The sequence below is a fragment of the Haloferula sp. genome, from assembly GCF_049672945.1.
Lineage (GTDB): Bacteria > Verrucomicrobiota > Verrucomicrobiia > Verrucomicrobiales > Akkermansiaceae > Haloferula.
This window is the reverse complement of the sequence record NZ_JBATWY010000122.1, coordinates 18,087-44,164: the sequence shown is the minus strand read 5'-3', so window position 1 is coordinate 44,164 and position 26,078 is coordinate 18,087. Positions and strand designations below refer to the sequence as shown.

The 26,078-nt window shown below is 58.2% G+C and carries 26 protein-coding genes and 1 tRNA gene; 11 read left to right on the top strand and 16 right to left on the bottom strand.

The features are described 5' to 3' along the window. Positions 1–1,189 (top strand): ATP-dependent helicase C-terminal domain-containing protein (locus WBG04_RS10980; protein WP_424314475.1); only part of this gene is annotated, 1,189 nt, incomplete at its 5' end. 203 nt (positions 1,190–1,392) lie between these two features. Here WBG04_RS10980 and WBG04_RS10975 read toward each other — a convergent pair. Then, positions 1,393–1,716 (bottom strand): sulfatase-like hydrolase/transferase, encoded by a 324-nt coding sequence (locus WBG04_RS10975; RefSeq protein ID WP_424314474.1) that lies wholly within the window; start codon positions 1,714–1,716, stop codon positions 1,393–1,395. Between the two features lie 606 nt (positions 1,717–2,322). Here WBG04_RS10975 and WBG04_RS10970 point away from each other — a divergent pair. Genes WBG04_RS10970 through WBG04_RS10955 form a run of 4 tightly spaced genes read left to right on the top strand, consistent with a single transcriptional unit; the run spans position 2,323 to position 5,291 of the window. After that, positions 2,323–2,943, top strand: coding sequence for a redox-sensing transcriptional repressor Rex (locus WBG04_RS10970; protein ID WP_424314473.1), 621 nt, complete (start codon positions 2,323–2,325; stop codon positions 2,941–2,943). 11 nt (positions 2,944–2,954) lie between these two features. After that, entirely contained in the window at positions 2,955–3,569 is a 615-nt protein-coding gene (locus WBG04_RS10965; protein ID WP_424314472.1) for an RNA polymerase sigma factor, read from the top strand. Continuing rightward, entirely contained in the window at positions 3,566–4,828 is a 1,263-nt protein-coding gene (locus tag WBG04_RS10960; RefSeq protein ID WP_424314471.1) for a hypothetical protein, read from the top strand. The genes WBG04_RS10965 and WBG04_RS10960 overlap by 4 nt, the downstream gene beginning before the upstream one ends. Positions 4,829–4,859: 31 nt before the next feature. Beyond that, entirely contained in the window at positions 4,860–5,291 is a 432-nt protein-coding gene (locus tag WBG04_RS10955) for a deoxycytidylate deaminase (RefSeq protein ID WP_424314470.1), read from the top strand. Positions 5,292–5,302: 11 nt separating this feature from the next. On the opposite strand, the gene WBG04_RS10950 is transcribed toward WBG04_RS10955, so the two are convergent. Together WBG04_RS10950 and nadD are read right to left on the bottom strand one after the other, a co-directional pair. Next, a complete protein-coding gene (locus tag WBG04_RS10950; RefSeq protein WP_424314469.1) occupies positions 5,303–6,070 on the bottom strand; it encodes a tetratricopeptide repeat protein in 768 nt (255 codons plus the stop codon). Positions 6,071–6,134: 64 nt separating this feature from the next. After that, positions 6,135–6,713 carry a nicotinate (nicotinamide) nucleotide adenylyltransferase gene (nadD, locus tag WBG04_RS10945; protein ID WP_424314468.1) on the bottom strand — a complete coding sequence of 193 codons (579 nt, stop codon included), beginning with the start codon at positions 6,711–6,713 and terminating at the stop codon, positions 6,135–6,137. A 374-nt stretch (positions 6,714–7,087) separates the two neighbouring features. On the opposite strand from nadD, the gene WBG04_RS10940 reads away from it, so the two are divergent. Both WBG04_RS10940 and WBG04_RS10935 read left to right on the top strand, forming a co-directional pair. Continuing rightward, positions 7,088–7,167: transfer RNA gene (locus WBG04_RS10940), tRNA-Leu, on the top strand. A gap of 21 nt (positions 7,168–7,188) precedes the next feature. Continuing rightward, positions 7,189–8,013 carry an LpxI family protein gene (locus WBG04_RS10935; RefSeq protein ID WP_424314467.1) on the top strand — a complete coding sequence of 275 codons (825 nt, stop codon included), beginning with the start codon at positions 7,189–7,191 and terminating at the stop codon, positions 8,011–8,013. A 30-nt stretch (positions 8,014–8,043) separates the two neighbouring features. Here the strand turns inward: WBG04_RS10935 and WBG04_RS10930 are convergent, their stop codons facing one another. The 6 genes from WBG04_RS10930 to hisS form a co-directional block, all read right to left on the bottom strand. Continuing rightward, a complete protein-coding gene (locus WBG04_RS10930) occupies positions 8,044–9,033 on the bottom strand; it encodes an aldo/keto reductase (RefSeq protein WP_424314466.1) in 990 nt (329 codons plus the stop codon). Positions 9,034–9,058: 25 nt separating this feature from the next. Further along, on the bottom strand, positions 9,059–10,318 hold the full coding sequence (locus WBG04_RS10925; protein WP_424314465.1) for a M48 family metallopeptidase: 1,260 nt from the start codon (positions 10,316–10,318) through the stop codon (positions 9,059–9,061). A gap of 483 nt (positions 10,319–10,801) precedes the next feature. Further along, on the bottom strand, positions 10,802–11,200 hold the full coding sequence (locus tag WBG04_RS10920; RefSeq protein WP_424314464.1) for a DUF3293 domain-containing protein: 399 nt from the start codon (positions 11,198–11,200) through the stop codon (positions 10,802–10,804). 12 nt (positions 11,201–11,212) lie between these two features. After that, complete coding sequence (aspS, locus tag WBG04_RS10915; RefSeq protein WP_424314463.1) at positions 11,213–13,024, bottom strand: aspartate--tRNA ligase; 1,812 nt, start codon at positions 13,022–13,024, stop codon at positions 11,213–11,215. Between the two features lie 97 nt (positions 13,025–13,121). After that, on the bottom strand, positions 13,122–13,526 hold the full coding sequence (locus tag WBG04_RS10910) for a GxxExxY protein (protein ID WP_424314462.1): 405 nt from the start codon (positions 13,524–13,526) through the stop codon (positions 13,122–13,124). 24 nt (positions 13,527–13,550) lie between these two features. After that, on the bottom strand, positions 13,551–14,846 hold the full coding sequence (hisS, locus tag WBG04_RS10905) for a histidine--tRNA ligase (protein WP_424314461.1): 1,296 nt from the start codon (positions 14,844–14,846) through the stop codon (positions 13,551–13,553). 164 nt (positions 14,847–15,010) lie between these two features. Between hisS and WBG04_RS10900 the strand changes: the two genes are divergently transcribed. Both WBG04_RS10900 and WBG04_RS10895 read left to right on the top strand, forming a co-directional pair. Then, positions 15,011–15,166, top strand: coding sequence for a hypothetical protein (locus tag WBG04_RS10900; RefSeq protein ID WP_424314460.1), 156 nt, complete (start codon positions 15,011–15,013; stop codon positions 15,164–15,166). A 40-nt stretch (positions 15,167–15,206) separates the two neighbouring features. Further along, positions 15,207–15,647: a hypothetical protein gene (locus WBG04_RS10895; protein ID WP_424314459.1), complete on the top strand. Its 441-nt coding sequence runs from the start codon at positions 15,207–15,209 to the stop codon at positions 15,645–15,647. Positions 15,648–15,798: 151 nt separating this feature from the next. Here the strand turns inward: WBG04_RS10895 and WBG04_RS10890 are convergent, their stop codons facing one another. The 6 genes from WBG04_RS10890 to WBG04_RS10865 all read right to left on the bottom strand — a co-directional run bounded on the left by WBG04_RS10890 (position 15,799) and on the right by WBG04_RS10865 (position 23,388). Then, a complete protein-coding gene (locus tag WBG04_RS10890; RefSeq protein ID WP_424314458.1) occupies positions 15,799–16,620 on the bottom strand; it encodes a hypothetical protein in 822 nt (273 codons plus the stop codon). 27 nt (positions 16,621–16,647) lie between these two features. Next, complete coding sequence (locus tag WBG04_RS10885; protein ID WP_424314457.1) at positions 16,648–18,156, bottom strand: serine/threonine protein kinase; 1,509 nt, start codon at positions 18,154–18,156, stop codon at positions 16,648–16,650. A gap of 42 nt (positions 18,157–18,198) precedes the next feature. After that, entirely contained in the window at positions 18,199–18,918 is a 720-nt protein-coding gene (locus tag WBG04_RS10880) for an RNA polymerase sigma factor (RefSeq protein ID WP_424314456.1), read from the bottom strand. Positions 18,919–18,932: 14 nt separating this feature from the next. Further along, a complete protein-coding gene (locus tag WBG04_RS10875) occupies positions 18,933–21,284 on the bottom strand; it encodes a protein kinase domain-containing protein (protein ID WP_424314455.1) in 2,352 nt (783 codons plus the stop codon). An 80-nt stretch (positions 21,285–21,364) separates the two neighbouring features. After that, entirely contained in the window at positions 21,365–22,096 is a 732-nt protein-coding gene (locus WBG04_RS10870; RefSeq protein WP_424314454.1) for an RNA polymerase sigma factor, read from the bottom strand. 59 nt (positions 22,097–22,155) lie between these two features. Then, complete coding sequence (locus WBG04_RS10865) at positions 22,156–23,388, bottom strand: threonine/serine ThrE exporter family protein (RefSeq protein ID WP_424314453.1); 1,233 nt, start codon at positions 23,386–23,388, stop codon at positions 22,156–22,158. A gap of 117 nt (positions 23,389–23,505) precedes the next feature. Here WBG04_RS10865 and recF point away from each other — a divergent pair, with 117 nt between their 5' ends. After that, positions 23,506–24,573: a DNA replication/repair protein RecF gene (recF, locus tag WBG04_RS10860; protein ID WP_424314452.1), complete on the top strand. Its 1,068-nt coding sequence runs from the start codon at positions 23,506–23,508 to the stop codon at positions 24,571–24,573. Positions 24,574–24,622: 49 nt separating this feature from the next. Here recF and WBG04_RS10855 read toward each other — a convergent pair whose 3' ends face one another. Continuing rightward, positions 24,623–24,961, bottom strand: coding sequence for a hypothetical protein (locus WBG04_RS10855; protein ID WP_424314451.1), 339 nt, complete (start codon positions 24,959–24,961; stop codon positions 24,623–24,625). 85 nt (positions 24,962–25,046) lie between these two features. On the opposite strand from WBG04_RS10855, the gene WBG04_RS10850 reads away from it, so the two are divergent. Next, the gene (locus tag WBG04_RS10850) at positions 25,047–26,072 is read left to right on the top strand and encodes a helix-turn-helix transcriptional regulator (RefSeq protein WP_424314450.1); all 1,026 of its coding nucleotides are present in this window, start codon (positions 25,047–25,049) and stop codon (positions 26,070–26,072) included. Positions 26,073–26,078: the final 6 nt, after the last annotated feature.

Genomic DNA, 26,078 nt, shown 5'->3' with positions numbered 1-26,078 from the left:
GGGGATCTGGGCTTCGAGGAAAAATGGGGGGGCTGAGTTTGTTAGAAAGGACGACTTCACGGATTTTCAGGCGGAGTGGCGGGGCTTTGATGCGGCGGCGGGGATGAACTTTGATCCAAGGCGTGTGAGCCAGTTCGGCGTGCATGGTCGTGGGGCGCGGGAGGTGGCGCAGGGATTCGAGCGCCTCTTACAGATGGCCTCGAAGCGGGGGTGGCCAACGGAGGCGGTGGATTTTTCCTCGAAGCGTGAAGGTGTGGGACATGCGATGTTGGCGGGTTTCAGTGATCGGCTGGGGGTGAAGGTCGGGGAGGCAACTTTGGCATGTCGGCTGGTGGGGAAACGTCGCGGGAAGCTCGATGATCAGAGTGCTGCAAAGCGGTCGGCTGCCTTTGTAGCGGCGGAGATCACCGAGGTGGACGGTCGCGAGGTGGTGACTTACTTGAAGCGAGCCACGGCGGTGGAGTTGGATTGGTTGAGAGAGACTTTTCCAGAGGACTTCAAGGAGGTTGATGGTGCGGCTTGGGACGAGGCACGGCGTCGGGTGGTGGCGCGTCGGGAGCTGCGTTTCCGGGATCTGGTGCTGGAGTCGAAGGACAGCGATCAGGGGGTGAATCTGGATGCGGCGGCGGAGGAGCTGGCAAGGCGGGTGTTAGATGGCGAGTTGGTTCTGAAGAAGTGGGACGCGGCGGTGGAGCAGTGGTGCGCGAGGTTGGCTTGCCTCAGCGAGTGGATGCCGGAGATGGAGATGCCGGGCTGGTCGGACGATGATAAGGCGGCGGCGGTGGCGCAGATTTGCCATGGCGCGACGAGCTACAAGGAGATTAAGGACGCGGCGGTTTGGCCGGTTTTGAAGGAGTGGCTGAGCATGCCGCAACAGGCGGTCTTGGAGAGCTATGCGCCGGAGAGGTTGGACCTGGTGAATGGTCGATCGGCGAAGGTGACTTACGAGTATGGCAAGGACCCGTGGATCGGCTTGCGCGTGAGGGATTTGTTTGGGGTTTGGGAAACGCCGAAGATTGCGGGTGGGAAAGTGCCGGTGCTGGTGCACGTGCAAGCACCGAATCAGCGGGCGTGGCAGATGACGAAGGATCTGGAGAGCTTTTGGCGAAGTGGCTACACGCAGATGCGAAAGGATCTGGCGGGAAGATACCCGAAGCATCCTTGGCCGGAGGATCCCAGGAAGGCCTGAAGCGGGGGGGCGACGGACTGAGCGAGGGAAGATTCACGAGGGTCTCTAGCACGTCGCTTTCCGTCGCGGGATTCAAGGCTACGACTTCCGGATCAAGATACTAAGGTCTTGATTGGGCGGCTTTTGAGTTTGGAGTCATCCAGAAAGGGTGGACCAGGAAAGGCGAACAGCCCCCTTCCGACGAGCTTGATTGGCAGCAGATACTAGTGAGGTGGTTCCCTTCCCGGAGCCAGAAAATCGAGCTGGCTGTTGTCCAACTGGTCGTAGATAGCGGTCGTGGATGGTGGCAGGCCAGTGATCATGCGGTCACGGGACGGGCCACAGAGTGCGGTCTGGCAGTGCGCATTGGTGAAAACGACGCCACACTCGGCGAGGCGATCGATGTTCGGAGTCTTCGTGCCTTGATGAGTTTGGTGACAGCCCAGCCAGTCGTTGAGGTCATCGACCGCGATAAAGAGGACGTTGGCCTTCTCGTTTGCAGCGAACAAGCTGAGTGAAGCGAGGAAGGTAACAAACAAGATTATCATTGTGGTCTGAGATAACAGCTTAGCTCCCGGGCTAGGAATCCCGAAGATCGGAGAGAGAAGTGATAGGAATAGATCTGCGAATTCGCCAAGATGGGGGTTCTTGGCTTGGCGCAAGGGCTTGTCTTGGCAACTCTGGTGCCTTGTGAGGAATGCAATCGTCTATCTACTGTGTGCCACTCTGGTATCTTGTGCTTCGCCCGCCAGTTGGGAGGGGCGCGTGGCTTTGGTAGAAGAGAAGCCCGCAGGGGCCGTCTACGCCGGTAGGGTTTCGGTGACGATCGATGGCGCGGGAACCTTGCTTCTCCGGCAAACGTACCGAAAGGCGGTGGATGGGGCAATGAACCAAGCGGCATCATTGGGGGCAACCCACGTGGTTCTGGATAAATGGTACCGCGAGCCCCGGTTCTGGGGTTCCGATCAGAGTGTCAAAGGGAACGCCTACCGGGTGGGAGCGCATTGAATTCCCCCGGCGCAGTCAGCCGAGGCCGAGCCGAAGTGAGCAAGCATCCAGGTTCTTCCAGGAAGCTTGCGATCCCGTCTTCTGAGCGAGGGTGCTTCGGGTCCAAGCTTGACCCCATAGTCTTCCGAGCGTTTCCTGCTGACTCCGTGGATCGCATCGATATTCCCAAGAAGGCCATTTACAGGCTTTCCATCTATCACCGCTGCTTGCAACGGTTGGTGGAGAATGAGCAACAGACCGTGAGTTCGACGGCGCTGGCGAAGGCTGCGGGAGTGAAACCGGCCCAGTTACGAAAGGATCTCGCCTACTTCGGGCAGTTCGGGACCCGGGGTCTCGGGTATCCTGTGGAGACACTGGCGACGATGATTCGAGATGTCCTTGGACGTGAGAAACTTCAGCCGGTGGTGCTCATTGGCGCGGGTAATTTGGGATCGGCCCTGCTGCGCTATCAAGGCTTTCAGAAGGAAGGCTTCGAGGTCGTGGCCGCTTTTGATGTGGATCCGGAGGGTGTGAGGGCCCGAGGAATCAACGTTCCGGTGTTCTCGGAGAAGGAACTGGAGACACGAATCGCCCAGGAACAGGTGAGGCTGGCCATACTCTGTGTTCCCGTGAATATCGCCCAGTCCTTGGCAAATCGTCTGGTTGGTGCCGGCGTGCAGGGAATTCTCAACTTTTCGCCGGTGATGCTGGATGTGCCTGCCGAGGTCGTCGTCAATAACGTCGACCTGGCGCTGGAACTGGAGCACCTCAGCTTTTTCGTCCGCTAGAGAAAACTCCGATGACGACTCCGGGAGAAAATCCCAAAGAAAGCGGCGAGGAGCCCGTTTCCAAGGGGAGTGCGCCGTCCGAGGGCGCGAAGGCCCAAAGCGAGGGTATGGCTGAGACGCGTGAGCAATTTATCGAGCAAGCATTGGCTGACTATGAGTCGCCTCTGGTGGGCTACGCTCAAAGTTTTGTTCATGATCTCGACCGGGCTCGGGACGTCGTTCAGGATACCTTTATTCGCCTATGTCGTCAGGACATTGAAAAGGTCCGTGGCGGTCTGAAGAGTTGGTTGTTCACCGTCTGCCGGAACCGCGCGCTCGATATTCTACGCAAGGAATCGCGAATGAGTCGCTTGGAGGACGATCAACATCAGCGAACGCTTTCAGACGAGGCCGCACCCGACAGTGCCGTGGATTTCAACGAGCGAATCGAGCAGGTGCTCGGTTATATGGATCGACTGCCGGAGAACCAGCGTGAGGTCATCCTGATGAAGTTTCGAGATGGAATGAGTTATAAGGAAATCAGTGAAGCGACAGGCCTGACCGGTGGGAATGTCGGCTTCCTGATCCACACTGGTATCAAGCGTCTGAGGCAACTGCTTCCGACAGATCTAATGGACGGAAAATGATGAAAGTAACACCCAATGACCCAAGGCTGAGTGCCTATTTGTTCGGTGAGTTGTCAGCGGACGAAGCGGCAGTGATCGAGCGGGCGGCCGCCGCTGATCCGGCGATCAGGATGAGCCTCCGCGACTTGGAGAAGATGACGGGCTTCCTGTTCAACACCTTCAATCAAGGGGCAGGGGCGGAGCTCCTTCCTGCGCAGCGTGAGGCCATCCGCAAAGCAGGGCGCGATGCCGCGGCCCTTGGACGGGTTGTGAAACTGGAGTCGCCTGCGCGGAGTTGGAAGCGCTGGCTCGGTGGTTTTGGAGCGGCCGCAGCGGTCGCGTTTGCAGCCCTTTTGATGAGCCGGGTGGAACCTCCCGGGAAATCCGCAGATTCCTCCGGATCAGGGATGGTGACGGATGAAATTGCGCTGCTGCCACTGCCGGGTCCGACGGTCGGAGAGGGGGCGACCCAGGTCGCGGGGATCAGTGGTCCGGCGACGGAACAGACCCGGAGTTTGGAGAGTCGGCCGGGCGAGTTTTTGAGAGATGTGGCACGCCACCTCGACCGCGGGCCCTTGCCTGACGCCCGGAAGCTTCCAGCCACCAGCAAGCTTGGGAGCTTCAGTCAAGTAGCGGGAACCAGGCTTCCCATCGTCATTGGTGACTCGAGTCTGCGGTGGGTGTCGGGGTGGGTACTCGAGAAGCAGGAGTTGCCTCCTCGAAATGCCGTGCGGGTCGAGGAACTCATCAATGCCTCATCTCTACCGGTCGGTGAGGCCATTGGAGGTCTCGGCTTCACCATGGAGACCATGAGGTCACCTTGGAATGCCGACGCCATTTTGCTGGCGATTCAGGTCAAGGCTGGTGATGAAGCGGTGCGTGATCTCAAGCTGGTCTGCCAGTCAGGAAGCAGGCACCGATTGCTGGGTTCCTTTGCGATTCACGATGATGGAATGCTCTCTTCGGTGCTACCTGCAGGTCGCAGCACGCTGGTGATGCTCGAGTTGCTGGAGAGCGGCGAATCGCTTGGCGAGATCGAGGTGATTCAGGGTTCTCAAGTCTTTCTCAGGAAAATTCCTGTTCCTTCGAATGAAGTCACGGCCGGCATGAGGCACGCCGTGCTGCTGGGAGCCTTCGGGATGTGGCTGAGAGATGAGGGCGTCGGGCAGGCACAGCTCACGGGTCTGTTGGAATCCTCGGCTGGTGACCATGATCCGGTACGTGCGGAAGCGCGGCGCATGGTGACGGAGGCCCTCCATCTTCGAGACTCGAAGCGTTGACGTTTTGGCGGGAGAGGGCTTCAGTCCTTGTGTGTCCCGAGTATCGATTCCCGAGTATGCGATGGCGCTCGCCCATGTGGCTTCCTTGCGTTCCGAGGATCCCTACCGCAAGGTGGGAGCCGCTGCGCTCGACTTTGACAACCGTGTGATCGGAACCGCCTATAATGGTCTGGCACCCGGTTTCGATCCTCCTGCGGGGTTCTGGGATGATCGCGAAGCTCGGCAAAAATTCATGCTCCACGCTGAGGTGAATCTCTGCAGCTTGTTCCGCAGAGGCGAGGTGAAGCTGGTGGCGTGCACGACGATGCCCTGCACTTCATGCATGCAGACCCTTTGTGCCTACGGCGTTAAAGAGATCTATTTTCGCGACACATACGACGCTTCTGATGCCCAACAGATCGCCCATCTCTACGGTGTCCACCTTGAGCAGGTGAACGAGTATCCGCTGAGAGAGGGTTCGTGATACCGGTGGAATTACTCTTCCTCAGGAAGATCTCCACCGAAGAAGCTCTTCATGTAACCATACTCCATCATGGTGTCCTGCCATGGGGAAATCGCGGCAGGGTTTTGGAAGATACGACCGGCCCGAGCCATGGCTGCCTCGGCGGTGACCTCGTCGCCATTTTCGTAGGCCAAGGCTGCTTCGGCGTAGTAGACGTAGGGTGAGTCGTCGAGGTGGTCGTAGAGCACCGCCATCTCCTCGGCTTCCTCCATTTTACCGAGCTTGATCTTGGTCAGCATCAGCTTGAACTCAACCAGACGGTCTAACATGAGGTTTCTGCTTTCGGCATCATCCGCTTTGCTTTGCTCAACCAGTTCAGAAAAAGCGGCCTCAGCCTGCTCCCACTGCTTGGAAACGAAATAGACCTCAGCGATGTTGAACTTGATGCTCGGAGTATCGGGCTGAAGCTCATCCGCCCGTTTGAAGTGTTTCATGGCACTTTCAAAGGAACGAAATTCGATTTGGCAGGCCCCCATGAGGTTTTCGACATCAGGAGAGTCCGCAAAGATCGCCCTTGCCTCTTCCAACTCCTCGATGCATTCGAAGATCCGCTTCTGTCCAAATAGTTCGCGGCTCTTGGCGAGATGACCGGAAAATTCCCTGCGACTTTCTTCGGGGAGATTGGAAAATTCCTTCTGCCAGGCCATCATCTCAGGAGCTGGTGCCTCGGTCTCGGTTTGGCCGAAGAGGGGACTAAGGCAGAAGCCGGCGGTGAGAAGGATCAGAAGATGGGGTTTCATGGGATGAGAAGTGGAGTGTTGGAGATGATTCTAGGCGGCGAATGGGTCGGCTGCAAGCCGTCGTTCAGGCTGTATAAAGGCGATGCTCGATGATGTAGGAGTAGACGGAGGGGGGGAGCCAGTCGCTTGGCGGGCGATCGGAATGGATCGACTCGCGAATCTTACTGGATGAGGCAGGGTGCTCGGCCTGGAGAGGATGGAGCCGCCATCCCTCCCGAGCTTGCGGTTCGCTCCCTCTCGTGAAGACAATGAACTCCACCCCTGCAGCAAGTGCGTCCGGCCTCCGCCATCGAGGCAGTGCCTCCCACTGATCGCAGCCCATCAGCCAGAAAATGCGGGCCTGCGGGAATTGACGCCGAGTCGCGGCGACCGTCAGATACGAGTAGGAAGGCTCGGGTGCCTTCAAATCAAAATCATCGATGACGGCCCATGGAAGATCGCGGATCGCGAGTTGAATCATGGCGAGTCGATGTTCGGGAGATGTCGGGGGCAGGTGAGTTTTGTGAGGCGACAAACGGCAGGGAAGGAAGCGGACTTGATCGAGATTCAAAGCATTTACCGCCTCATTCGCAATCAGCAGATGACCATTGTGAATGGGATCAAAAGTGCCACCGAAGAGAGCAATGGATTGAGGTGGATTCATTGGGGATACTTAGAAGGCAACAAATGGGTGCATTTAATTGAACGAGGAAGTGTCGCGATGATACGCCGATGAGGTCGATGAGGTCGATGTGTAAAGAAGTCCTACAGTATGGCCCGAAATCGTCCCAAATTTCCTCAAATTTGGGGACGGAAATCGAATTTCTGGAGCATCGGTTGTTGCCCGTTGGTTAAGATTCGTCATACTCGCCGCGCCTCGCTCCGGTGTGGCTTTGGGTGATCTGGGGGGAGAGCCCGAGGTCCCCGGGGCGGGGTCTCTAGCTAAAAGGGAGCGTGATTTTTGAGCCATGAGGGGCTTGGAATCAATTGTCTCTTGCCTGCGCCGGACTGTCTGCACAGTATCCGCCGCAATCCCAAGGCGGCTTGGCGGAATTGGTAGACGCGCTCGACTCAAAATCGAGTTCTTCGGAGTGTGGGTTCGAGTCCCACAGCCGCTATTTTGAATCTCTGAACGAGGCATGGAGGACACGAGGACGATCGGCATTATCGCGGGCAAGGGGGTCTATCCCGAAACATTCATCCGAGCGGCTCGCTCGAAGTCTCCCGGCATTCGCTTGGTCGTCGCTGCCGTGGAAGGAGATGCCGATCGCGATCTGGAAGAGCTGGCGGACGAGATCGCCTGGCTCCGAGTTGGCCAACTGGGAAAGGTCATCAAATTCTTCAAATCCCATGGGGCGACCGAGGCGATCATGGTGGGGCAAGTCGCACCAAAGAATCTCTTCGATATCCGCCCGGACCTTCGGACCTTGGTGCTCCTTGCCAAAATCAAGGAGCGGAATGCCGAGTCGCTTTTCGGCGCGGTTGCAGGAGAGTTGGAGAGGGAATCAATCCTCTTGCTCCCCGCGACAACGTTTTTGGAAGATCTTCTACCTTCCGCGGGGCCGGTGTTTGGCCCGCCATTGAAAAAGCGACAGCTCGAAGACGCCGCTTTTGGCTTCCGTATTGCCAAGGAAACGAGCCGACTTGATATCGGTCAGACGGTTGTGGTCCGGCATGGAACGGTGCTCGCCGTGGAAGCCTTCGAGGGAACGAATAACTGCGTTCGGCGCGGCGGAGAGCTCGGGCAGGGCAAGGAAATCATGCTGGTCAAGGTTTCGAAGCCGAATCAGGACTTCCGCTTCGATGTCCCGGTCATCGGTCCGCAGACCATTGAAGTCTGCGCCTCAGCCGGCGTTCAGGCGATCGTCGTAGAGGCGGGACGCACCCTCCTTTTGGAGCAGAACCGGATTCAGGCACTGTGTGAGGAACTCGAGGTCACGCTTCATGCTGTTGAGGCAGACTGAAATCACCTCAATCTTCAAGGTCGCGCCCCCTTACAGCGGAGCGGCGTCATCAATGGCCTCGAGGGTATCCTGATCCAGAGGCTCCAACTTGAGGACGTCGAGCGAGTCATCGAGTTGGGCGACATTACGGGCGCCGATGAGGGCGGAGGTGACTCCCGGTTGATCGAGAACCCAACGCAAGGCCAGGTGATGGAGCGGCATGCCGGCGTCTTTCGCGATACGATTCAAGGCCTGGAGTGTTTCCAACTGCTCATCGATCTGTTCTTTCTGGAGGAAACCTTCGGAGCGCGCCGCGCGGGATCCTTCAGGGATGCCATCAAGATACTTCGGCGTGAGCATGCCTTGGGCAAGGGGACTGTAGGGAATCGAGCCCACACCATTGGCCTCGAGCCATGGATGAATCTTCGCCTCGGGTTTGCGGTTCAAGATGGAATAGGATGGCTGATAGATAAGGCAGGGGACACCCATCCCCTGAAGCATGCGGACGGCTTGTTTGAGCCTCTTGTACGGGTAGTTGGAAAGCCCGACATAGAGCGCCTTGCCCTGCTGGACTGCCGTGGCCAGGGCCGACATGCTTTCCTCAAGCGGTGTCTCGGGATCTGGTCGGTGGTGGTAAAAAATGTCGACGTAGTCGAGCCGCAGACGGCGGAGAGATTGATCGAGCGAGGACAGCATCTGCTTGCGTGATCCCCATTCGCCATAGGGACCGTCCCACATCAGGTATCCGGATTTGGTCGAAATGATCAATTCGTCACGATGACAGGCGAAGTCTTCGGCGAGCAGACGTCCGACATTTTCTTCGGCACTTCCAGGAGGTGGACCGTAGTTGTTGGCGAGATCGAAATGAGTGACTCCCTGATCAAACGCACGCCTGAGAATGGCGCGGGCTTCGTTCTGGTCATCGACATGGCCGAAATTGTGCCAGCATCCAAGAGAGATGGCGGGGAGTTTCAGTCCGGACTCGCCGCATCGGCGATAGGGCATGCGGCCGTCGTAGCGTTGGCAATCTGGGGAAAACATGGTCGTTGAGTGTTGTTTTTTCCTGTTAGGGATTGCTCCGTGCGCGCAGGGCAGAGAGACGTTCAAGCATCGGAGGGTGGGAGTAATCGAGCAGCACCCGGATCGGGTGGGGCGTCAGGTTCGAAAGGTTCTTGGCCGACAGCTTCTTCAAAGCCGTGATCAGGTGTTCGGATGTTCCCATGGCATTGGCGGCGTAGGCATCGGCTTCGAATTCGTGACGACGGGACCAGGCATTGGAGAAGATCCCGAGGATCCGGCTCGCCGGGCTGAACAGAATAGCGAAGAGCACCAGGCCGACTTGGGGTGAAATGGTCTCTACACCGAATGCGTTGAAGAGCATTCGGGCAAAGGCACCGTTCTGATCAATGACCAGACCCAGCAGAAAGAAGAGGGCTGCGCTCTGAGCAATCGCCACTCCGAGCCGTTGAATGATGTGCTTGCATTTGAAGTGCCCGATCTCGTGAGCCAGCACGGCGACAAGTTCGTCGTCACTCTGCTCCTCGACCAAGGTATCATAGAGCGCGATCTTCTTGGTTTTTCCAAAACCGGTGAAGTAGGCATTGGCCTTGGTCGAGCGTTTGGAACCATCCATCACCGAGATCTCCGCCAGGGGAAACTCACACTTCGCCGCCATCTTTTCAATCGATTCACGCAGGGGCCCCTCCTTCATCGGCTCGAACTTGTTGAACAGCGGTAGGATGACCGCAGGCGCGAGCCACATCAGCAGCAGCTGAACTACCGTGAAAAGAACCCATGCCCAGAGCCAGGCGTGGGGGACGTTTCCAAAGATCCAGATCAGGCCAGCAGCGAGAGGCAGGCCGAGCAGTGCACTTAGAAGAAGCGACTTTACCTGGTCACTAACAAAAGTTCCCGGTGTGGTCTTGTTGAACCCGAATTTTTCCTCAATCACGAAGGTCGAATAGAGGGAAAGGGGCAGGCTGATCAGGTAGTGGCCGAGATAGAGCAGGGAGAGGAAATAGAGACCGGCAAGCAGCTCGTTGGAAGTCCACGAGCGGGTCAGAGCATCCAGCCATCCAAATCCGCCACCAAGCCAGAACCCCAGCAGGACGAAAAGGGAGACGACCGATTCAATGATGCCGAAACGGGCCGACTCGCGGGTGTATTGCTGGGACTTCGCATAGCGCTCGGCATCGAAGACGTCGGAAAACTCTTCGGGAAGCTCGGGCGACAGCGCTTTGAGATTCAGAAGAGTCGCGACGAAATCGAGATTCCACAGCAACAGCAGTGCGATGAGGATCGTAAGTCCGACGGCATTCCATTCCATGTCGAAGGAGAAGATGCACCGTCAGGCGGGCAGGGCAAGGATGGCTTCCGGGGATGCAGCAAAACGCTAGATGCGGGCAGAACGATGACGCCCTGCGAACAAGCGCCCCGTGTCACCGCACCCCAAGGGGTGAGGAGCCAGTCAATTGCGAAATGCAGACCCCAGACCCGGAAAGCGAGGCGTTGGCTTCGAAGATCTGTGTAATCCACGCCCAGAAGACAACGACGAGTCAAAAGCTTTTGACGTACAGTGCAACAGGATGAAGTGGAATTTGAATGTCAAATAGTTTTGACTGAACCTTATTTACTCACCGCAGGCCAGCAGCTCGCGTGACAGCATGCCAGCGGGGGCTTTTGCCGCAGCACGGAGCCTGACCGACTTCTACTGGAGGCGCCGAAAACACCCCACCGATTGCAAGATTTATCACCTGAACACTTCTTCTGCTACCGCAATCCACTTCTTCTGAAAGTCAGGAGTTCGCGATCAGGGCGTTTGGATGCGTTCAGAGAACCACGCGACAGGTAGCGGTGTCGGGTTTCCGCAATCTACCAACCGGAGTTCGTCGTTCTCGATCCACCAAATGGCGCGTTGGCGGAATTGGCGGGCAATGAGCAATGCCTCTTCGAGAGGGCAGTTGATTGCCCAACCGGGTTCCTCGTGGGACCGGTCCGGCGAAGTGCCTGTCACACGCACCGGTTCATGGCCAGCTGATCTCAAGGCGGACTCGAGAAGAGCATCGGCCGCGGTATTGGCCTCCGGGGACGTCACTTCGTCCATCGGATAGAAAGCTGTGAGAATCGCGAAGACTGGGGGCAAGGAGGAAGGTTCGCCCTCAATCTGGAAGCGGGTCTCGAAGTAGGCTCTTGGTAGACTTGTGGTCATTCTTCGAAGGCATCAAGCCGGTGCGCCGTTCGGAGTCGGCTTTTTGGCGGTCGACTGAATGCGCAAGTCGCGAAGCTGCTTTGGATCGACTTCGGCCGGGGAAAGCGACATCAGATCGCTTCCCTTGTTGTTCTTCGGGAAGGCGATGACCTCGCGGATGCTCTCTTCGCCGCAAATCAGCATCACGAGACGATCGAGTCCGAGGGCGAGGCCACCGTGAGGTGGGGCACCGAACTTGAAGGCATCGAGAATGTGGCTGAACTCCTCCTGCGCCTGTTCCTCGGAGATGCCAAGAGCAGTGAACATCGCGGACTGAAGCGGCGCTTCGTGAATCCGAATGGAGCCACCACCGAGTTCGTTGCCGTTGAGCACGACGTCATACGCCTGAGCGCGGAGATCGGTGGAAAGTTCGCCCTTGAGGAGCTTTTCTTCGTCCTCCTTGAGCGGACGGGTGAAAGGGTGGTGGACGGCGACGTAGCGGCCTTCTTCTTCATCAAAAGCAAGCAATGGGAACTCGGTGACCCAGAGGAAATCGAGCTCGGTGTTGCCTTCTAACAGATTCTGCATTTCCGCGCAGGCGAGTCGGACGCGGCCGAGGACATCACAAGCAGGTTCCCATTGATCGGCGGCGAAAAGAATGAGGTCACCCGCTTCGATGTTGAGTTTATTGCGCAGCGCTTCGACTTCGGTGTCGGTCATGCGCTTGACGAAAGGTGAACGCCAGGTATCGCGCTCTTCGCCACGCGCCTGAATGTAGGCGAGGCCCTTTGCACCGGCGGCTTGGGCGAGCTTGGTAAGCTTGTCGATCTGGCCGGTCGAGATGTCAGCGAAGCCTTTGGCGTTGATCGCCTTGACGATGCCGCCGGAGGCAACGGCACCGGAGAAGACACGGAATTCGCAGTCCTTGAGCTCTTCGGTGAGGTCGACGAAGTTGAGCCCGAAGCGACGGTCAGGTTTGTCCGAACCGTATTGGTCCATCGCATCTTTCCAAGTGATGCGCTCGAAGGAGGCGGGAATCTCGGTGTCGCGAGCTTCCTTGAAGATGCGGCCAAGCAGTCCTTCGACGAGGCCGATCACGTCGTCTTGATTGACGAACGAGGCTTCGATGTCGATCTGGGTGAATTCCGGTTGACGATCGGCGCGGAGGTCTTCGTCGCGGAAGCACTTGGCGATCTGGAAATACTTCTCGATGCCGCCGACCATGAGCAGTTGTTTGTACTGTTGCGGTGCCTGTGGCAGGGCGTAAAAGTGACCGCTTTGGAGGCGTGATGGGACGAGGAAGTCGCGTGCGCCTTCTGGCGTGGACTTGGAGAGGATCGGCGTTTCGATTTCGCAGAAGCCCTGTTCGTCGAGAAAATCTCGGGCCGACTTGGTGACACGATGGCGCGTGCGCAAGTTGCGGGTCATCCGCGGGCGGCGGATGTCGAGGTAGCGGTATTTCATCCGCAGGTCCTCGTTGGAGAGTTCCTTGTCGAGTTGGAAGGGGAGCACCTCGGCCTTGTTGACGATGGTGACGCTGGCAACGACGATTTCGACCTGGCCGGTTTCGAGGTTGTCGTTGGTGGTGTCGACGCCTTCGGCCTTGAGGCGTTCGCGGACGATGCCCTTGACCTGAATGACGTCCTCGCTGCGGAGCTTGTGGGAGATCTCAGCGGCCTCGGCGCTTTCCTCCGGACGGAAGACGCACTGGGTGATGCCCTCGCGGTCGCGGAGGTCGACAAAGATGACTCCGCCCTGGTCGCGGACGGTATTGATCCAGCCGATCAGCGTGGCCTTTTGGCCGATGTGTGACGGGCGGATTTCGTTGCAGTGGTGAGTGCGCATGGCTTTCTTGAAAAAGGGGACCAGGATGGATGGTCAGTTGGTGGAAGATTGTTTCAACCGCAGATGAACGGGATGAACGCAGATGGAAAAGATGGGATCAGGATTGATGGCCGGGAGCTTCAGGCTTGGTGAGGGTCACTCTTCGAAACTGCAGCTTGGCGTGTTTGAAGTTAATAATGAGTCCAACCTGTAGGCCAGTGGCACGAAGGTAGTTGAGCATTCGTCCGATTTCGTGATCGGTGATCCGCTCAATGGTTTTGGCATCCACGACGACTTTTCCAAAGGCTATGAGATCTGGAATGTATTCACCAACAGGTTCGTTCCTATAAGTTAGAGGATAGCGTGGCTGTTGGGCGTATTCAATGTCACGATAGCGAAACTCGACCACAAGAGCATTCTCGTAAGGCTTTTCATGGAAGCCGTGTCCCATGTCGTTCAGGACAGCAAAGGCGCAGCCAATAATGGCTTCGGTTTCCTTTGTATGTAGTCCATCTGCGTTCATCCCGTTAATCTGTGGTTAGAAAAATCAGGCAAGCAAAGGTCCATCAGGTTGTTGGAGGCGGTCGGTGAGCCAGTCGGCGAGGCCGAGGACATGGCAGGTTTCCTCAGTGCGGGAGGCGAGGACCTTGAGCTGGAGTTCGGGGAGCTCGGAGCCGACGACCAGGGCGAAGCGTGCGCCGGATTGCTCGGCGCGCTTGAGTTGCTTGCCGAGCTTGGCCTGTCCGAAAGGAAGGTCGCAGGCGATGCCGGCTTCGCGGAGTTCGGAGAGGATCGCGAGGGCGTCGGGGCGTTTGGTTTCATCGGCGATGACGAGGAAGACATCACAGGCGGCCCCGGAACGTTGAAGCCAGACTTCCATCTGCATCAGGGCGTCGGTGGTTTCCTCGATGAGATTGCGGATGACGTAGTCGCCCATCGCGAAGCCGGTGGCGGGCATGTCGCAGGCTCCATCGGAGATGGTTGCGATCAAGGTGTCGTAGCGGCCTCCACCTGCGACGGCGCGCATGGACTTCTTCGAGTCGAAGACTTCGAAGACGATGCCCGTGTAGTAGGCGAGTCCGCGGACGATCGAGAGATCGAGTTCGAGGAAGGGTGCCATGCCCCGGGCTTCGAGATCTTCGTAGATCGCTTCGTAGGCGAAGGAGGCGTTTTCCGGATTCTCGATGAAGCTGGTGACATCTTCCGTGGTGAGTCCGAAAGTGATGAGCTTCTGTTCGGTGACGTCGGGCTTTTCCCGTTCAAGCTTGTCGATGATCTGGAGAAACTCGGGGATGCGATCTTCTTCGATGTCACGCTCGGAGGCGAAGTCGATCCATGCCTGGCGGTCGGACACGCGAACGACGAAGTCGCCTTCTTCGAAGCCGAAGGCGCGCATGGTGTCGATCGAGAGTGCGATCAACTCGGCATCGGCGGCCGGGCCGGGTTCGCCGAGGATGTCGACATTGAACTGATGAAATTCGCGGCCGCGACCTTTCTGAGGCTTTTCGTAGCGGAAGCACTGGCCGATTTCGAACCACTTGAGGGGTTTCGGGAAATCGCGCTGATGTTGGGCGACGATCCGGGCGAGCGAGGCGGTGACTTCCGGGCGGAGGCAGACGTCGCGGCCGCCCTGGTCCTCGAATCGGAAGAGCTGGGAGGAGAGTTCACCTCCCGATTTCTTCAAGTAAAGTGCGGTGTCTTCGAGGACGGGGGTTTCGTATTCGACGAAGCCGTAGGTCCGGGCGACCGAGCGCCAGGTTTCGAAGAGGTAATTGCGCACGGCGCATTCGCGCGGCGTGAAGTCGCGAAATCCGGGAAGAGCTTGGAATTTAGGGCCTGCCATGGTCCGGGGCGGGTGGTTTGACCCGAGCGGGCGGGGAGGATGCACGGAGGGGGGCGGAGTTCAAGGCGGGATTCAAAGCTTGAGATCAGTGCCGGTGGGGTTAGGTTTCTGGTCGTGAATCGGAAAAAAACAGCAGTCAGGCGGCCGGGACGGAAGTTCCAGCGGTGAAGGTGCTGCGTCCGATTCGATTGACGCCTTCCTCGACCGACTACGCGACCGCTGCCGAACTCACGGCACGGGTGCTGAAGCTGACCGGACCCGCCGCATTGAAGCGCAAGCCGTCGAAGCGCTTGCTTGCGCTCGCGAATTGGGATGCCTGATCGATTCGTCAAAGTGACAAAGCCTCTGGGGTTTGGTCTTATGCCAGCGATTCGGCTCATCGAGGCGAAATTGGCTGACCCGACGGAGACCGCTCCCTCGAGAAAGGCTCTGGAATTCTTCCCCGCGACACCCATCGAGTATCTTGAACGCTGGCAGGCATCCAACGAGCTATTCGGCGACGATGTTCATTTGGCCTCCGTGGTGAAGTGGAAGGATGGTGCCGTGTCATTTGTGGTCACCCAGCCGCAGTATCATGGAGAGCCTGCCGAGGAGCGGGAGATTGTCCGGCATTTTGGCGAGGCTGGATGGGAACAACTCAAGGACCCGTCGGGACATCTGGTGCTCTATAACTACGCTTTTGGAAGGATCGCCGTCGATGCCGCGCCGAGGAATTGCTATATCAATGAGGGCGGCTTGCAGCCCTTTGATGTGATCCTTTGTTGGCCGAATCGAGAGCTGGCAGAGTATCTGGGAATTTGAGAGGGGCATGGTGGTGAATATGGAGACGGACTTTGAAAGTCCGGTGTGCGGTGGGTTGAGTTACAAATATGGAAAAGTGGACATGCGGAAGGTTGGTGGTCTTCAGATGAGGCGAAAGGAGTTGCAAACTCCTTCTCCATATTGGGAGCCTTCAATCAACGTTGATCACTCGGATCTCTCCAGTTCCGGCGACATGGGCGCCGGGCGGGATTCTGATAGGATCAGTCGCGATGGTGAAGACGTCGGATTCATCCATTTTGAAGACAACTTCACTGTTGTCGGCTTTCCAGTGAATGGAGCCGTTTTCGCCGAACTGGTCGTTCGATGGAGACGAGTTATCACTCCACTTGGGAAGGCTTTTGACCGAGATTTCCCATGCTCGGTTTTCGCCGCTCCTTTGGTCCACGATTTCAAATCGGTAACAAAATTCGTCTGAACGAAAAATCCACCTCCGGTGCCAGGTGCTGGCTTCGACTTTGAAAGCCCCGCCAGTTGATTGTGAGGCCATGACATTTCCGACGGGCTTGGGGCGCTGGATATACATGACGAAACCGAAAACGATCAAAAGAACTGCCAAGACACCGAGAGTGAGCCCATTCAGTCGCCTGCGAAAACCTGCGAGGATTGGTTCGCCCTTGGTCACTCCAAAATAGAGAGATTGCGAAAACTTGTAGCCTAGGATCAGACCTGTCGCCAGGATCGGAGTAGCAAAGAGAATTGCATGGCTCCTATCGAAAACTTGATTCAAGGATAGGAATGTGAGGGCTAGAAAACTGACCACAAATGGCAGGAGGAATACTGCAAGGATGGGAAAAAACAGGGCGGCAAAGGCGGCGAAGCGCATGCCGTAGAGTTTGCCCTCCGATCGCCGGATGCGACCGGCGGCGACCCAACCCATGATGACACCGGGGATGGTGATCAGGATCATGAGGAAAATGAGGATCGCAAAAAATGAGAGGCCGTTGGGGTTCATGCTATCAGGTAGTTGGGGATTCTGGTATTACCTGATGTTTCCAATGATGATCAGCAGGATGATGCCGATTGGAAGGAAGAGCTGGAGTGCGAAGGCGGCGACCGCGAGAACTGAAAGCTGGGGCCTTGGCTCGGAGGAGGTCGGGGATGGTTGACTCGGTAGTTGGGTTGAGTCTTTCTCCATGACCCAAACGATGATGGCGCCAATTCCAATAAGGAGTCCTCCAGGCCACCAATTGGGAGTTACGCAAGCGGCGATGGCACCGGCTATAGCCCACTTGCGGGAAGTGCCGAGATACATATGGCGGCCGCCAGCAATACAGAGGGTGGAGACGGTGAGGTTGAAGAGGATGCTGAAAGCGATGACGATTCCGATCATCCATCCCGGAGATCCTTGAAACGGCGTCATACCCGGATCTGAAAAGTAGGGTGCAAGGAACCGGTTCATTTCCAAGCTCGCGGTTCTTCGAGCGAAGGGAAGAATAAACAAGGTGTATAGCGTTGCGAAGCCATTCAGGGCACCGCCAGCGATGATGATGATACCGAGAATTTGGGCGAAGCGGGGATCTATGGCGGGCGATGGCTTGATGATCGGTCCTTTCGTCGCTTGATCGGATGCGGCCTTTTGCGGAGTGACATTTTCGACGACCGTTCGAAACTCATTTGCAGTTCGGTAGCGTCGTTCGGGTTCCTTGCTGAGGGCGCGCAGGACGATGTCGTCGATTCGGATGTCGAGTTGGACTTTTTGGGAAGGGAGGTCGAGTGGGCTTTCGGGGCGCTCGCCGGTGAGCATTTCGTAAAGGACCGCGCCGAGGGCGTAGATGTCGGCGCGGTGATCGACTTGGGAATGCGCACCTTGTTCGGGTGCCATGTAAGGAGGGGTGCCGGATTTTTCGTTGGTGTCCCCGACGAGTGAGGCGATGCCGAAGTCGGCGATCTTGACCCGTCCATCGCGGTCGATGAGGAGGTTTTCCGGCTTGATGTCGCGGTGGACGATGCCCTTGTCGTGGGCGTATTGAAGGGCTTCGCAAATCGGGGGGATGATGGTCAGCGCTTGGGCGGATTCCATTTTTTCTTCACGGAGCAGATCGCGGAGGTTCACGCCATCGACGAACTCCATGACGATGTAGAAGAGGCCGTCGGTTTCACCGTGGTCGAAGACGGTGACGATGTTGGGATGGTTGAGTTGGGCGAGAGTGTGGGCTTCGCGGGTGAAACGTTCGGCGAACTTTTCGTCGTGGATCTTTTCCGGGGCGAGGATCTTGATCGCGACCCAGCGGTTGAGCGATTTCTGGCGAGCCTTGTAGACCACGCCCATGCCGCCCCGGCCGAGGCATTCAGTGATTTCGAATTGCGGGAACTTGTCGGCGATCTCCTCGGGAGATGGAGGGGGCGATGAAGCGGCGGTCGCATCGCTCTCGACGGTGCGCGAGGCCATGGCCTGGGCCATCAAGCAGGCGGGGCAAATCTGATGCTGGCTGTCGGTGGGAACCGGCTTGCCGCATTCAGCGCAGGTGGGTGGGTTGGAGGAAGTCATTCTAAGTTGCCCTTACGCGTCTGAAGAATCGCGTTACAGGGATTATTCAGAAAGTGCGGCGAAAAGGGAACTCATCTCCTCGTCGACGGATTCGCTGTCGCTCAGGGTCCGGCTGATCTCGTCTCTGAGGTGCTGGCGGTAGCGCTTTCGCAGGCGATGGACGGCGACTCGGGCGGCTCCTTCGGTCATCCCGAATGCCTCGGCGATCTCTGCATAGGCCAGCTTGCCGCTGCTGATGCTGAGGAAAGGTTTCCAGCGATCGAAATCTTGGCCGTGATCTGATTTGGACAAGTCATCGAGGACTTTGTCGAGCAGGGCCATCGCCCAGTCGCGGTCGAACAAGCGATCGGGAGTGGCGGGGTCAGCAGGTTCGATGCTGAGTCCGGTCTCGCCGTCTTTCCAATCAATCGAGAGGTGGGGCGAGAAGCCGCCGCGCTTCAGACGATGGTCGTGCTGCCACTGCTTGGCCATGTGGTTCTTGAGACTGCCTAACAGAAAGCTTCTGAAGCTCCCGCGATCTTTGTCGGCGAGGCGCAGGCCGTCGGTGCTGAGGAGTTGGGTGAAGAAGCCTTGAATGAGATCCTCGGCATCCTGTTGGGATTTTCCGGAACGGCGAACGTAGCGGTAGAGCGGCTGCCAGTAGGTTTCGAAGAGTTGGCTCAGGGCTTCGGTGGCCTCGGTGTCGCCCCCCTTTGCGGCATCTCTGACCAAGGTCCACCGGGTGGTGAAGAAGAGGGTTTGCTTGTTGGGTGGGGAAGGCATGCGGTCTTTCGCGGTCACTCTTGATCCTCGAGCCAGTCGCCCAATATCTTGGGAAGCAATTCGTTCGAACGGATGTCGTTGACCTCGATGATTCTCCACTCCTTGCTGTCTGGCCGTATTCCGAGGATCATGAAAATGCTGTGATCGTCGCCCTTGGGTGGGGCGACGCGGCAGATGGCATAGCCGCCCATGCGGTGCCATTCGAGGACGGTGGTGAGGAGACCGAGGTCCTCTTTGTAGGCTGTTTTCATCTCCTGAAAGTCCGTGAGCATCTGGCTCCGCCTCTGTTTGGTGAGTTCGGATTCGAGGAAGCGGAGAGAGTGGGCGGTTTCAGGGTCCATGGCTTTGATGGCGCGAAGGAAGGCCTGAGCAACATCCTTGTACTGCGTGGTGTCGCGTGGTGCCCTTTCCAATCGGCGGAGTTCTTCCTGTACCAGGATCTCTTGTTCGTGAATGGCTTGAGTCTGTGCGCGTTGTTGATGTTTTTGCACCGATGAGGCCTTGTTTTGGTAAAAAAGGAACATGCCGAGGAAGGTGATGAGGCCGAGGGCCGAACCGACCAGCAGCAGGACCAGGATGAGGAGCCTCCAGCGGGTGAAGAGGCCGAAGATCAAGCCGAGTCCGAGGGCGACGGCTCCAAAGACGAGAACCAGTTCGTCCTGATGGGTAAACGGGAGCATGGCGACGGTGCCGAGGATCCCCAGTAGGATGAGGCCCAAGGCGAGTCGACCGAAAGTCCGGTCCCGCTCCTTCTGGCGTTGAGACGCTTCTGCGGTGGACGCTCTGTGGGGGATGAATCGATGGAGAAAAGCGGCAAGCATCCATGCAAGGAGCGGGGAAAGGAGCAAGCCAATCGGAACGGATAGAATGAGGCCAAGCCGCAGCTTCGGTTCGATATGATACGTACGGCCGATGCTTGCCCGCTCTATGACCCAAACCGAAAGACCGATGGACTTGCTTCGTTCCGCATAGGCGGAGGCGATGGTATTGGCGATCTCGGGGGCAAATTGCCGTTCCCTGGAGCGGACGGTGATATCAAGGAGATCGGTGCCCCTGCGTTGGTGGACGGAGGTGTTTTCGCCGAGGCGGGTGATGGTTTCCGCTTCGTTCAGCATCCAGCGTTGCGAGAGATCCAACTCCTCACTAACTTTCTGGAATGTCGCCTGCGAGGTGATGCCGGCGATGTAGGTCGGGAACCGGTTGGTGCTGAGTTGGGCGGCCGGTTCGGATTCCTGGATGAGAATGAGGGTGCTCGCTTCGAAATCCCGGGGCATCAGGTAGGCGAAGAGTAGGAAAGCGGCAGCGGCTGCAAGAGGAGTCAGGATACCGAAAATGAGGAAGATCCACCACCAGCGGCGGAAGAGGCCCTTCTTGACCGGGGCCTGCGGGGTGGCTTGTGGGGGCGTTTGGGCTTGGGAGGTCTCCTGGGTTGGCGCGGTTGTGGATGGCGGGGCCAGTTGATCCACGACGGTTTCCACGACGGACTGGAACTCGCCGGCGGTTCGGTAGCGGCGTTCGGGTTCCTTGCTCAGGGCACGGAGGACGATGTCGTCGATTCGGATGTCGAGTTGGACTTTCTGGGAGGGGAGATCGAGCGGTGAGGCGGGTCGATCGCCGGTGAGCATTTCGTAGAGGACGGCACCGAGGGCGTAGATGTCGGCGCGGTGGTCGACGTTTCCATGGTTGCCCTGCTCGGGTGCCATGTAGGGTGGGGTGCCGGATTTTTCATCGGTGTCTCCGACGAGCGAGGCGATGCCGAAGTCGGCGATCTTGACCCGTCCATCGCGGTCGATGAGGAGGTTTTCCGGTTTGATGTCGCGGTGGACGATGCCCTTGTCGTGAGCGTATTGGAGGGCTTCGCAAATTGGTGGGATGATGGTCAGCGCCTGAGCGGATTCCATTTTTCCTTCACGGATTAGATCACGGAGATTCACGCCGTCGACGAACTCCATGACGATGTAGAAGAGGCCGTCGGTTTCGCCGTAGTCGTGGACGGTGACGATGTTCGGGTGGTTGAGCAGGGCGAGGGTTTGAGCTTCGCGGGTGAAACGTTCGGCGAACTTCTCGTCGTGAATCTTTTCCGGGGCGAGGATCTTGATCGCGACCCAGCGGTTGAGGGATTTCTGGCGGGCCTTGTAAACCACGCCCATGCCGCCACGGCCGAGGCATTCGGTGATTTCGAATTGCGGGAATTTGTCGGCGATTTCCTCGGGTGTGGGAGGGGGGCTCGCGGGTTCGGTGGGCGCATCGACGGTGCGGGACGCGAAGGCCTGCTTCAGAAGGCAGGAGGGGCAGAGCTGCTGTGGGGAGTCCACAGGGAGAAGGGTGCCGCAGTCGGGGCAGGTGAGTGGATCGTTGGTGGTCACGCTATGCTCTAGGACGTCGGTGGGAGATTGTTTCGGGTTTTTTCGGGGATGATAAGCGAGCTAAAGCTCGCGATCCAATTTTAGGCTGATAAGGCGGCGAAGAGGGCTTTCATTTCGTCTTCGACGGAATCGGGGGAGGCGAGGGTGCGGGTGATTTCGGCGGTGAGGAGGGTGCGGTAGCGCTTGCGGAGGCGATGGACGGCGACACGCAGGGCGCCTTCGGTGACGCCGAGCTCGCTGGCGATCTGGGCGTAGGGGATTTTCCGGGAGTCGGCGGTGAGACAGGACTTGAGACGCTCGAACTGCTCGATGGAGCCCTCGGCACGGGAGGCGGCTTCGAGGTCGTCGAGGACTTTGGCGAGGAGGGCGAGGGCCCATTCGCGGTCGAAGTGGTGATCGGGGCTCCGTTCGTCGGGCGGATCGAGGCGCAGGCCGGTTTCGGCGCTTTGCCAATCGAAGGAGAGGACGGTCTGGCCACCGCCGCGCTTTTGGCGGGTGGCGTGACGCCATTCGTTGGTCATCCAGTGGTTGAAGCAGGCGAGGAGGAACGCGCGGAAGCGGCCCTTGTCGCGGTCGGCGCTGTCGAGTGAGCGGGCCTCGATGAGGTGAAGCATGAAGCCTTGGACGAGGTCCTCGGCGTCCTCCTTGGATTTTCCTTTGCGGCGGGCGTAGCGGTAGAGGGGTTGCCAGTAGGTGCGGACGAGTTCGCCCAAGGCATCGACGGCTGCCGTTTCCGCACCGCGGGCCGCGTCGATGACGAGCGTCCAGCGGGTGGTGGCGAAGAGGGTGGGTGGAGGATCGGACGGAGGCATGGGCTCTTCTCGGTGCTACCACAAAAGGGGAGGCATGTTACATGGGTTTGGCGAGGTTGTTAGAGGCTCTTTCGTGGCGGGAGGAGAGCGTTGGAAAACAACAGACCGGCGGTAAGGGAGATGAGTGCCATCAGTGCCTTTCCGCCACTTTCGTAGGGAAGCATGATTTCACCGGAAACCCATTGGTTGAGTAGCGAGTAGATTTTACTGCCGGGAACCAGCAGGATGATACCGTAGATCATGAGAATGGATCCGGGGCCACGGGTGATTCGGGCAAAGAGGTTGCTGAAAAGGCCGACGGCAAGGGCTCCGACGAAGACACCGACCGGGATGCCAAAATAGCTCTGTGCAATGCTGGCTGAAACAAAGGCCATGATCGCCGCGAGCAGGCCCCATGGCATCTTTTTCCAAGGGATGTCGAAGGCGATTCCGAGGCCAAGGGAAAGGACGACGACTGCGACCCAGGTTCTCCATTCTGGAAGATCGGGCAGTGACCAGGCGAGGTTGGGTGAGCTTTGAAGCAGGAACGAACTGATCGCGACACCGCTGATGGCGCCGAAGAAGAGCTTGAGCAAGGTCATCGCGCCATCGACGAGACGCGAGCTTCCGGAAATCAGGTGACCGGTGGAGATCTCGGTGAGGGCCACGGTGAAGGCGAGGCCGGGAATGAAAATGATGATGGATGAGAGAATGACGAATGGCGGATTGATCGGAACTCCCAATGAAGCGATCGCTCCGGCGGTCAGTCCGGCGATCAATGCTGCCAGGATCGGTGTCACTGGTTTCCAGCGTGGGGTGAGTGAACTCCAGTGAACGCCTGCGAAGAGGAGAAGCGAGGCGATGGCTGCGGCGATGCCATCGAGTGGATTCGGCGAAAGGAGTGCGGCAAATCCCGCTCCGGTGAGCGCCATGGCGAAGGCGTTCATCGCAGGAGAAAATGTTGGCGGCGCTGCGGTCAGTTCCTTGAGCTTCTCGATGCCCGTCGCGAAGTCCATCTTGTCATCTTCGATGGCTTCGACCATGCGATCGATTTCCCAAAGCTTGCCGAGTTTGTAGCTGGCGGGTTCGGTCCGCTCGATGTGGACGAATTGGTCGAGTTCGTCTTCTTCCCAGAAGGCGCAGGTGAAGGTGGTGGGACTGATCAGGAAGCTGCCGTGCAGACCAAGCATCCTGGTGACGTTGGTAAGGTGGAGTTCGATGCGTTCGCTTGAGGCACCGCAGTCATGAAGCGCCCGGCCGAGCTTAACGACGAAGCGGGTTCTTTTTCTGAATTCCTCGGGTGCGAATGCCACGGTGGAGAGCCTTGGTCGCTGGCTTTTTGGAAAGCAAGATTCAATCCGATGACTTCAGGATGTCGGATATCAGTCGGTGCTTGAAGATCAGCTCGGGATGGCGGGTAGTGGGGCCGGATGATTCGGTCGCTGAGGGTGGTGGATTTTCGATGCTTTGAGTCGCTGGCCCTGTCGGTGCCGGAGGGCGGCGGCGTGTTTACGGGGAGCAACGCGCAGGGGAAGACATCGATCCTTGAAGCGGTGTGTCTCTTGGTGCGACTGCATTCGCCGAGGTCGCATCGGATGTCGACGATGTCCCGGGTGGCCGGGCCGGGTGGTTTCGGGATCGCCGGCGAGGCGTGGGGGATGGAGCGAAGGATTCGCTGGGCAAGGCGGACGGGAATGGACTTTGCGGTCGATGCCGAGGAGCGGCCGAGTCATGGCGACTATCTCGCCGATGGCGGTTTACTGGTTTGGATGGGGAATGAAGATCTGGAGTTGGTGCGCGGATCGGGCGAGGTGCGGCGGCGTTATTTGGATTTCATGGGGTCGCAGTTTGAAGCGGGATACCGTCGGGCGCTATCGAGGTACCGCCGGGCAGTGAAGGCGAAGAACTTATTGCTGAAGGATTCAAGGAACCGGGACGCGGAAATTGAATCTTATGAAGCGGTGATGCTGGAGTCGGCCAAGGTTCTAACAGCGACACGAGCGAGATTGGTTTCACTGTTGGTGCCCGCGGCGGCGGAGTTCCAGCGCGAGATTGCCGGGCGGGAGGAGAAGGTGGTGTTGGAGTATCGGCCAGCGGGTGGCGAAGATCTTGTCGCTGCCCTTGAACAGGCACGGGATAAGGAACGTCGACAGCGGCAGAGTCTGGTCGGGCCCCATCGGGATGATCTGGTTCTGTCCTTGAATGGTCTGGCGGCGGGGGATTTCGCCAGCGAAGGCCAGCAGCGGACTTTGGCGCTGGCCTTGAAGTTGGCTCAAGGTCGGGTGCTGGCGGAGTGTCGCGGGCAGCAACCGGTGTGGCTGATCGATGATATTTTCGGAGAGCTTGATGTGAACCGTCGAAACGCGGTGCTGCGAGTGTTGCCGGAGGATGCCCAAAAGTGGATCACCACGACCCACCTCGATTGGCTGGATGCGGCCAAAGGACTGGGGAGAATGGGGAAGTTCGAAGTATCTGGCGGAGTTTGCCGGGAGGAGTGACTTTCAGGGGAAGTGGCGAGCCATCAGGATTCATGCCTCGGTTCACTGTTCACGCGAGACGTACCCGATCGAGACGCAGCGTGCGGGTCGAGCCGCGAAGCATGCAGTGGCCGCTGGCGATGATCGGTCCACCTGGGGTGTGGCGGTAGAGTTCGGTCGGCCGAAAACGGCGCAGAATCCCAGGTGAGGATCCGCCGTGATAGTAGAGTGAGAGCGTTTCGTGGTCGCGAATGGCGTCCAGAAAACGCGAGCTAGTCGGGTCGGAGGACTCCTGCACTGGATAGGTCGGAGCGAGGGGGAGGCGCTTGATTACCAGTGCAGGAGCGATCTGGGGAGTGAGGCAAAGTCCGCCGAGGAGGCGGCCGAAGGAGCGGCGGGTTACTTTCATGGGGGAACCATATCGAGGGGGGTGGGACATCGGTGGGGGGTGCTTTTGATTGGCTTGGAAAGCTGGAGTTTGATTGGATCTTTCCATGGCAAAGGCAGACGAGCTGGGTGGAGGGCGAGAGCGACGAAAGCCGACGAAATTCACCCGTCGGCCGATGGAGCGGATTCACAAGATCCACACGGCGATCAAGGACGGGCGTTTTCCCAACTGTTCGACGCTTGCCAAGGAATTGGAGGTGACGACCAAGACCGTGCAGCGCGACATCAATTTCATGCGTGATAGTCTCAAGGTGCCGCTTTGTTATGACGACAAGGCTCATGGTTATTTTTATGAGGACTCGGTGAAAGACTTTCCCGAGTTTGAAGTCGGTGCCGAGGAGATGGCGGCCTTGTTTCTTGCGCGGTCGGCTTTGGACTCCATTCGGGGAACGGAGCTGGCGGACAAGCTTCGGGATGCGTTTGGAAAGCTGACGCGTTCGATGAGCGAGCGGGTGGCGCTGAACTGGAGTGATCTTGACGAAGCGTTCTCCCGCAAGGTGCCCGAAATGAAGGGGCGCGATGTGAAGCTCTTCGGTCAGATGGCAGAGGCGGTTGTGCAGCAGTTGGAGATTGTTTTTCACTACCGCAAGCTTGGCGCCGACAAGGCGGTGGCTCGCCGGGTTCAGCCGCTTCATCTGGGTGAGGTCGATGGTGGCTACTACCTGATTGGAATGGACAAGGAACGGGAGGCGTTGAGGACATTTGCGCTGCCACGGATGAGTCGCCTCACGGTATCCGAGATCCGATTTGAGAGGCCCGAGGGTTTCGATGGGCGGGAGCACTTGCGGCGGAGCTTCGGGGTCTGGTCCGTTGATGGTGACCATAAGCCATTCCTGGTCAGGGTCCGATTGAAGGGCTATGCGGCTCGACTGGCGCAGGAACGCCGCTGGCATCCGACGCAGGAAGTCATCGTGTTGAATGGCAAGGGGACCAAGGTGGATGTCTGCTTCGAGGCGGGAGCGCTCGAAGAAGTGCTACGGTGGGTACTGAGTTTTGGCAGCAAGGCGAAAGTCATCGAGCCATCGGAACTTAAGAGCATGGTCGCGGAGGAATTGGCGCTGATGTCGAAATGACCCCAG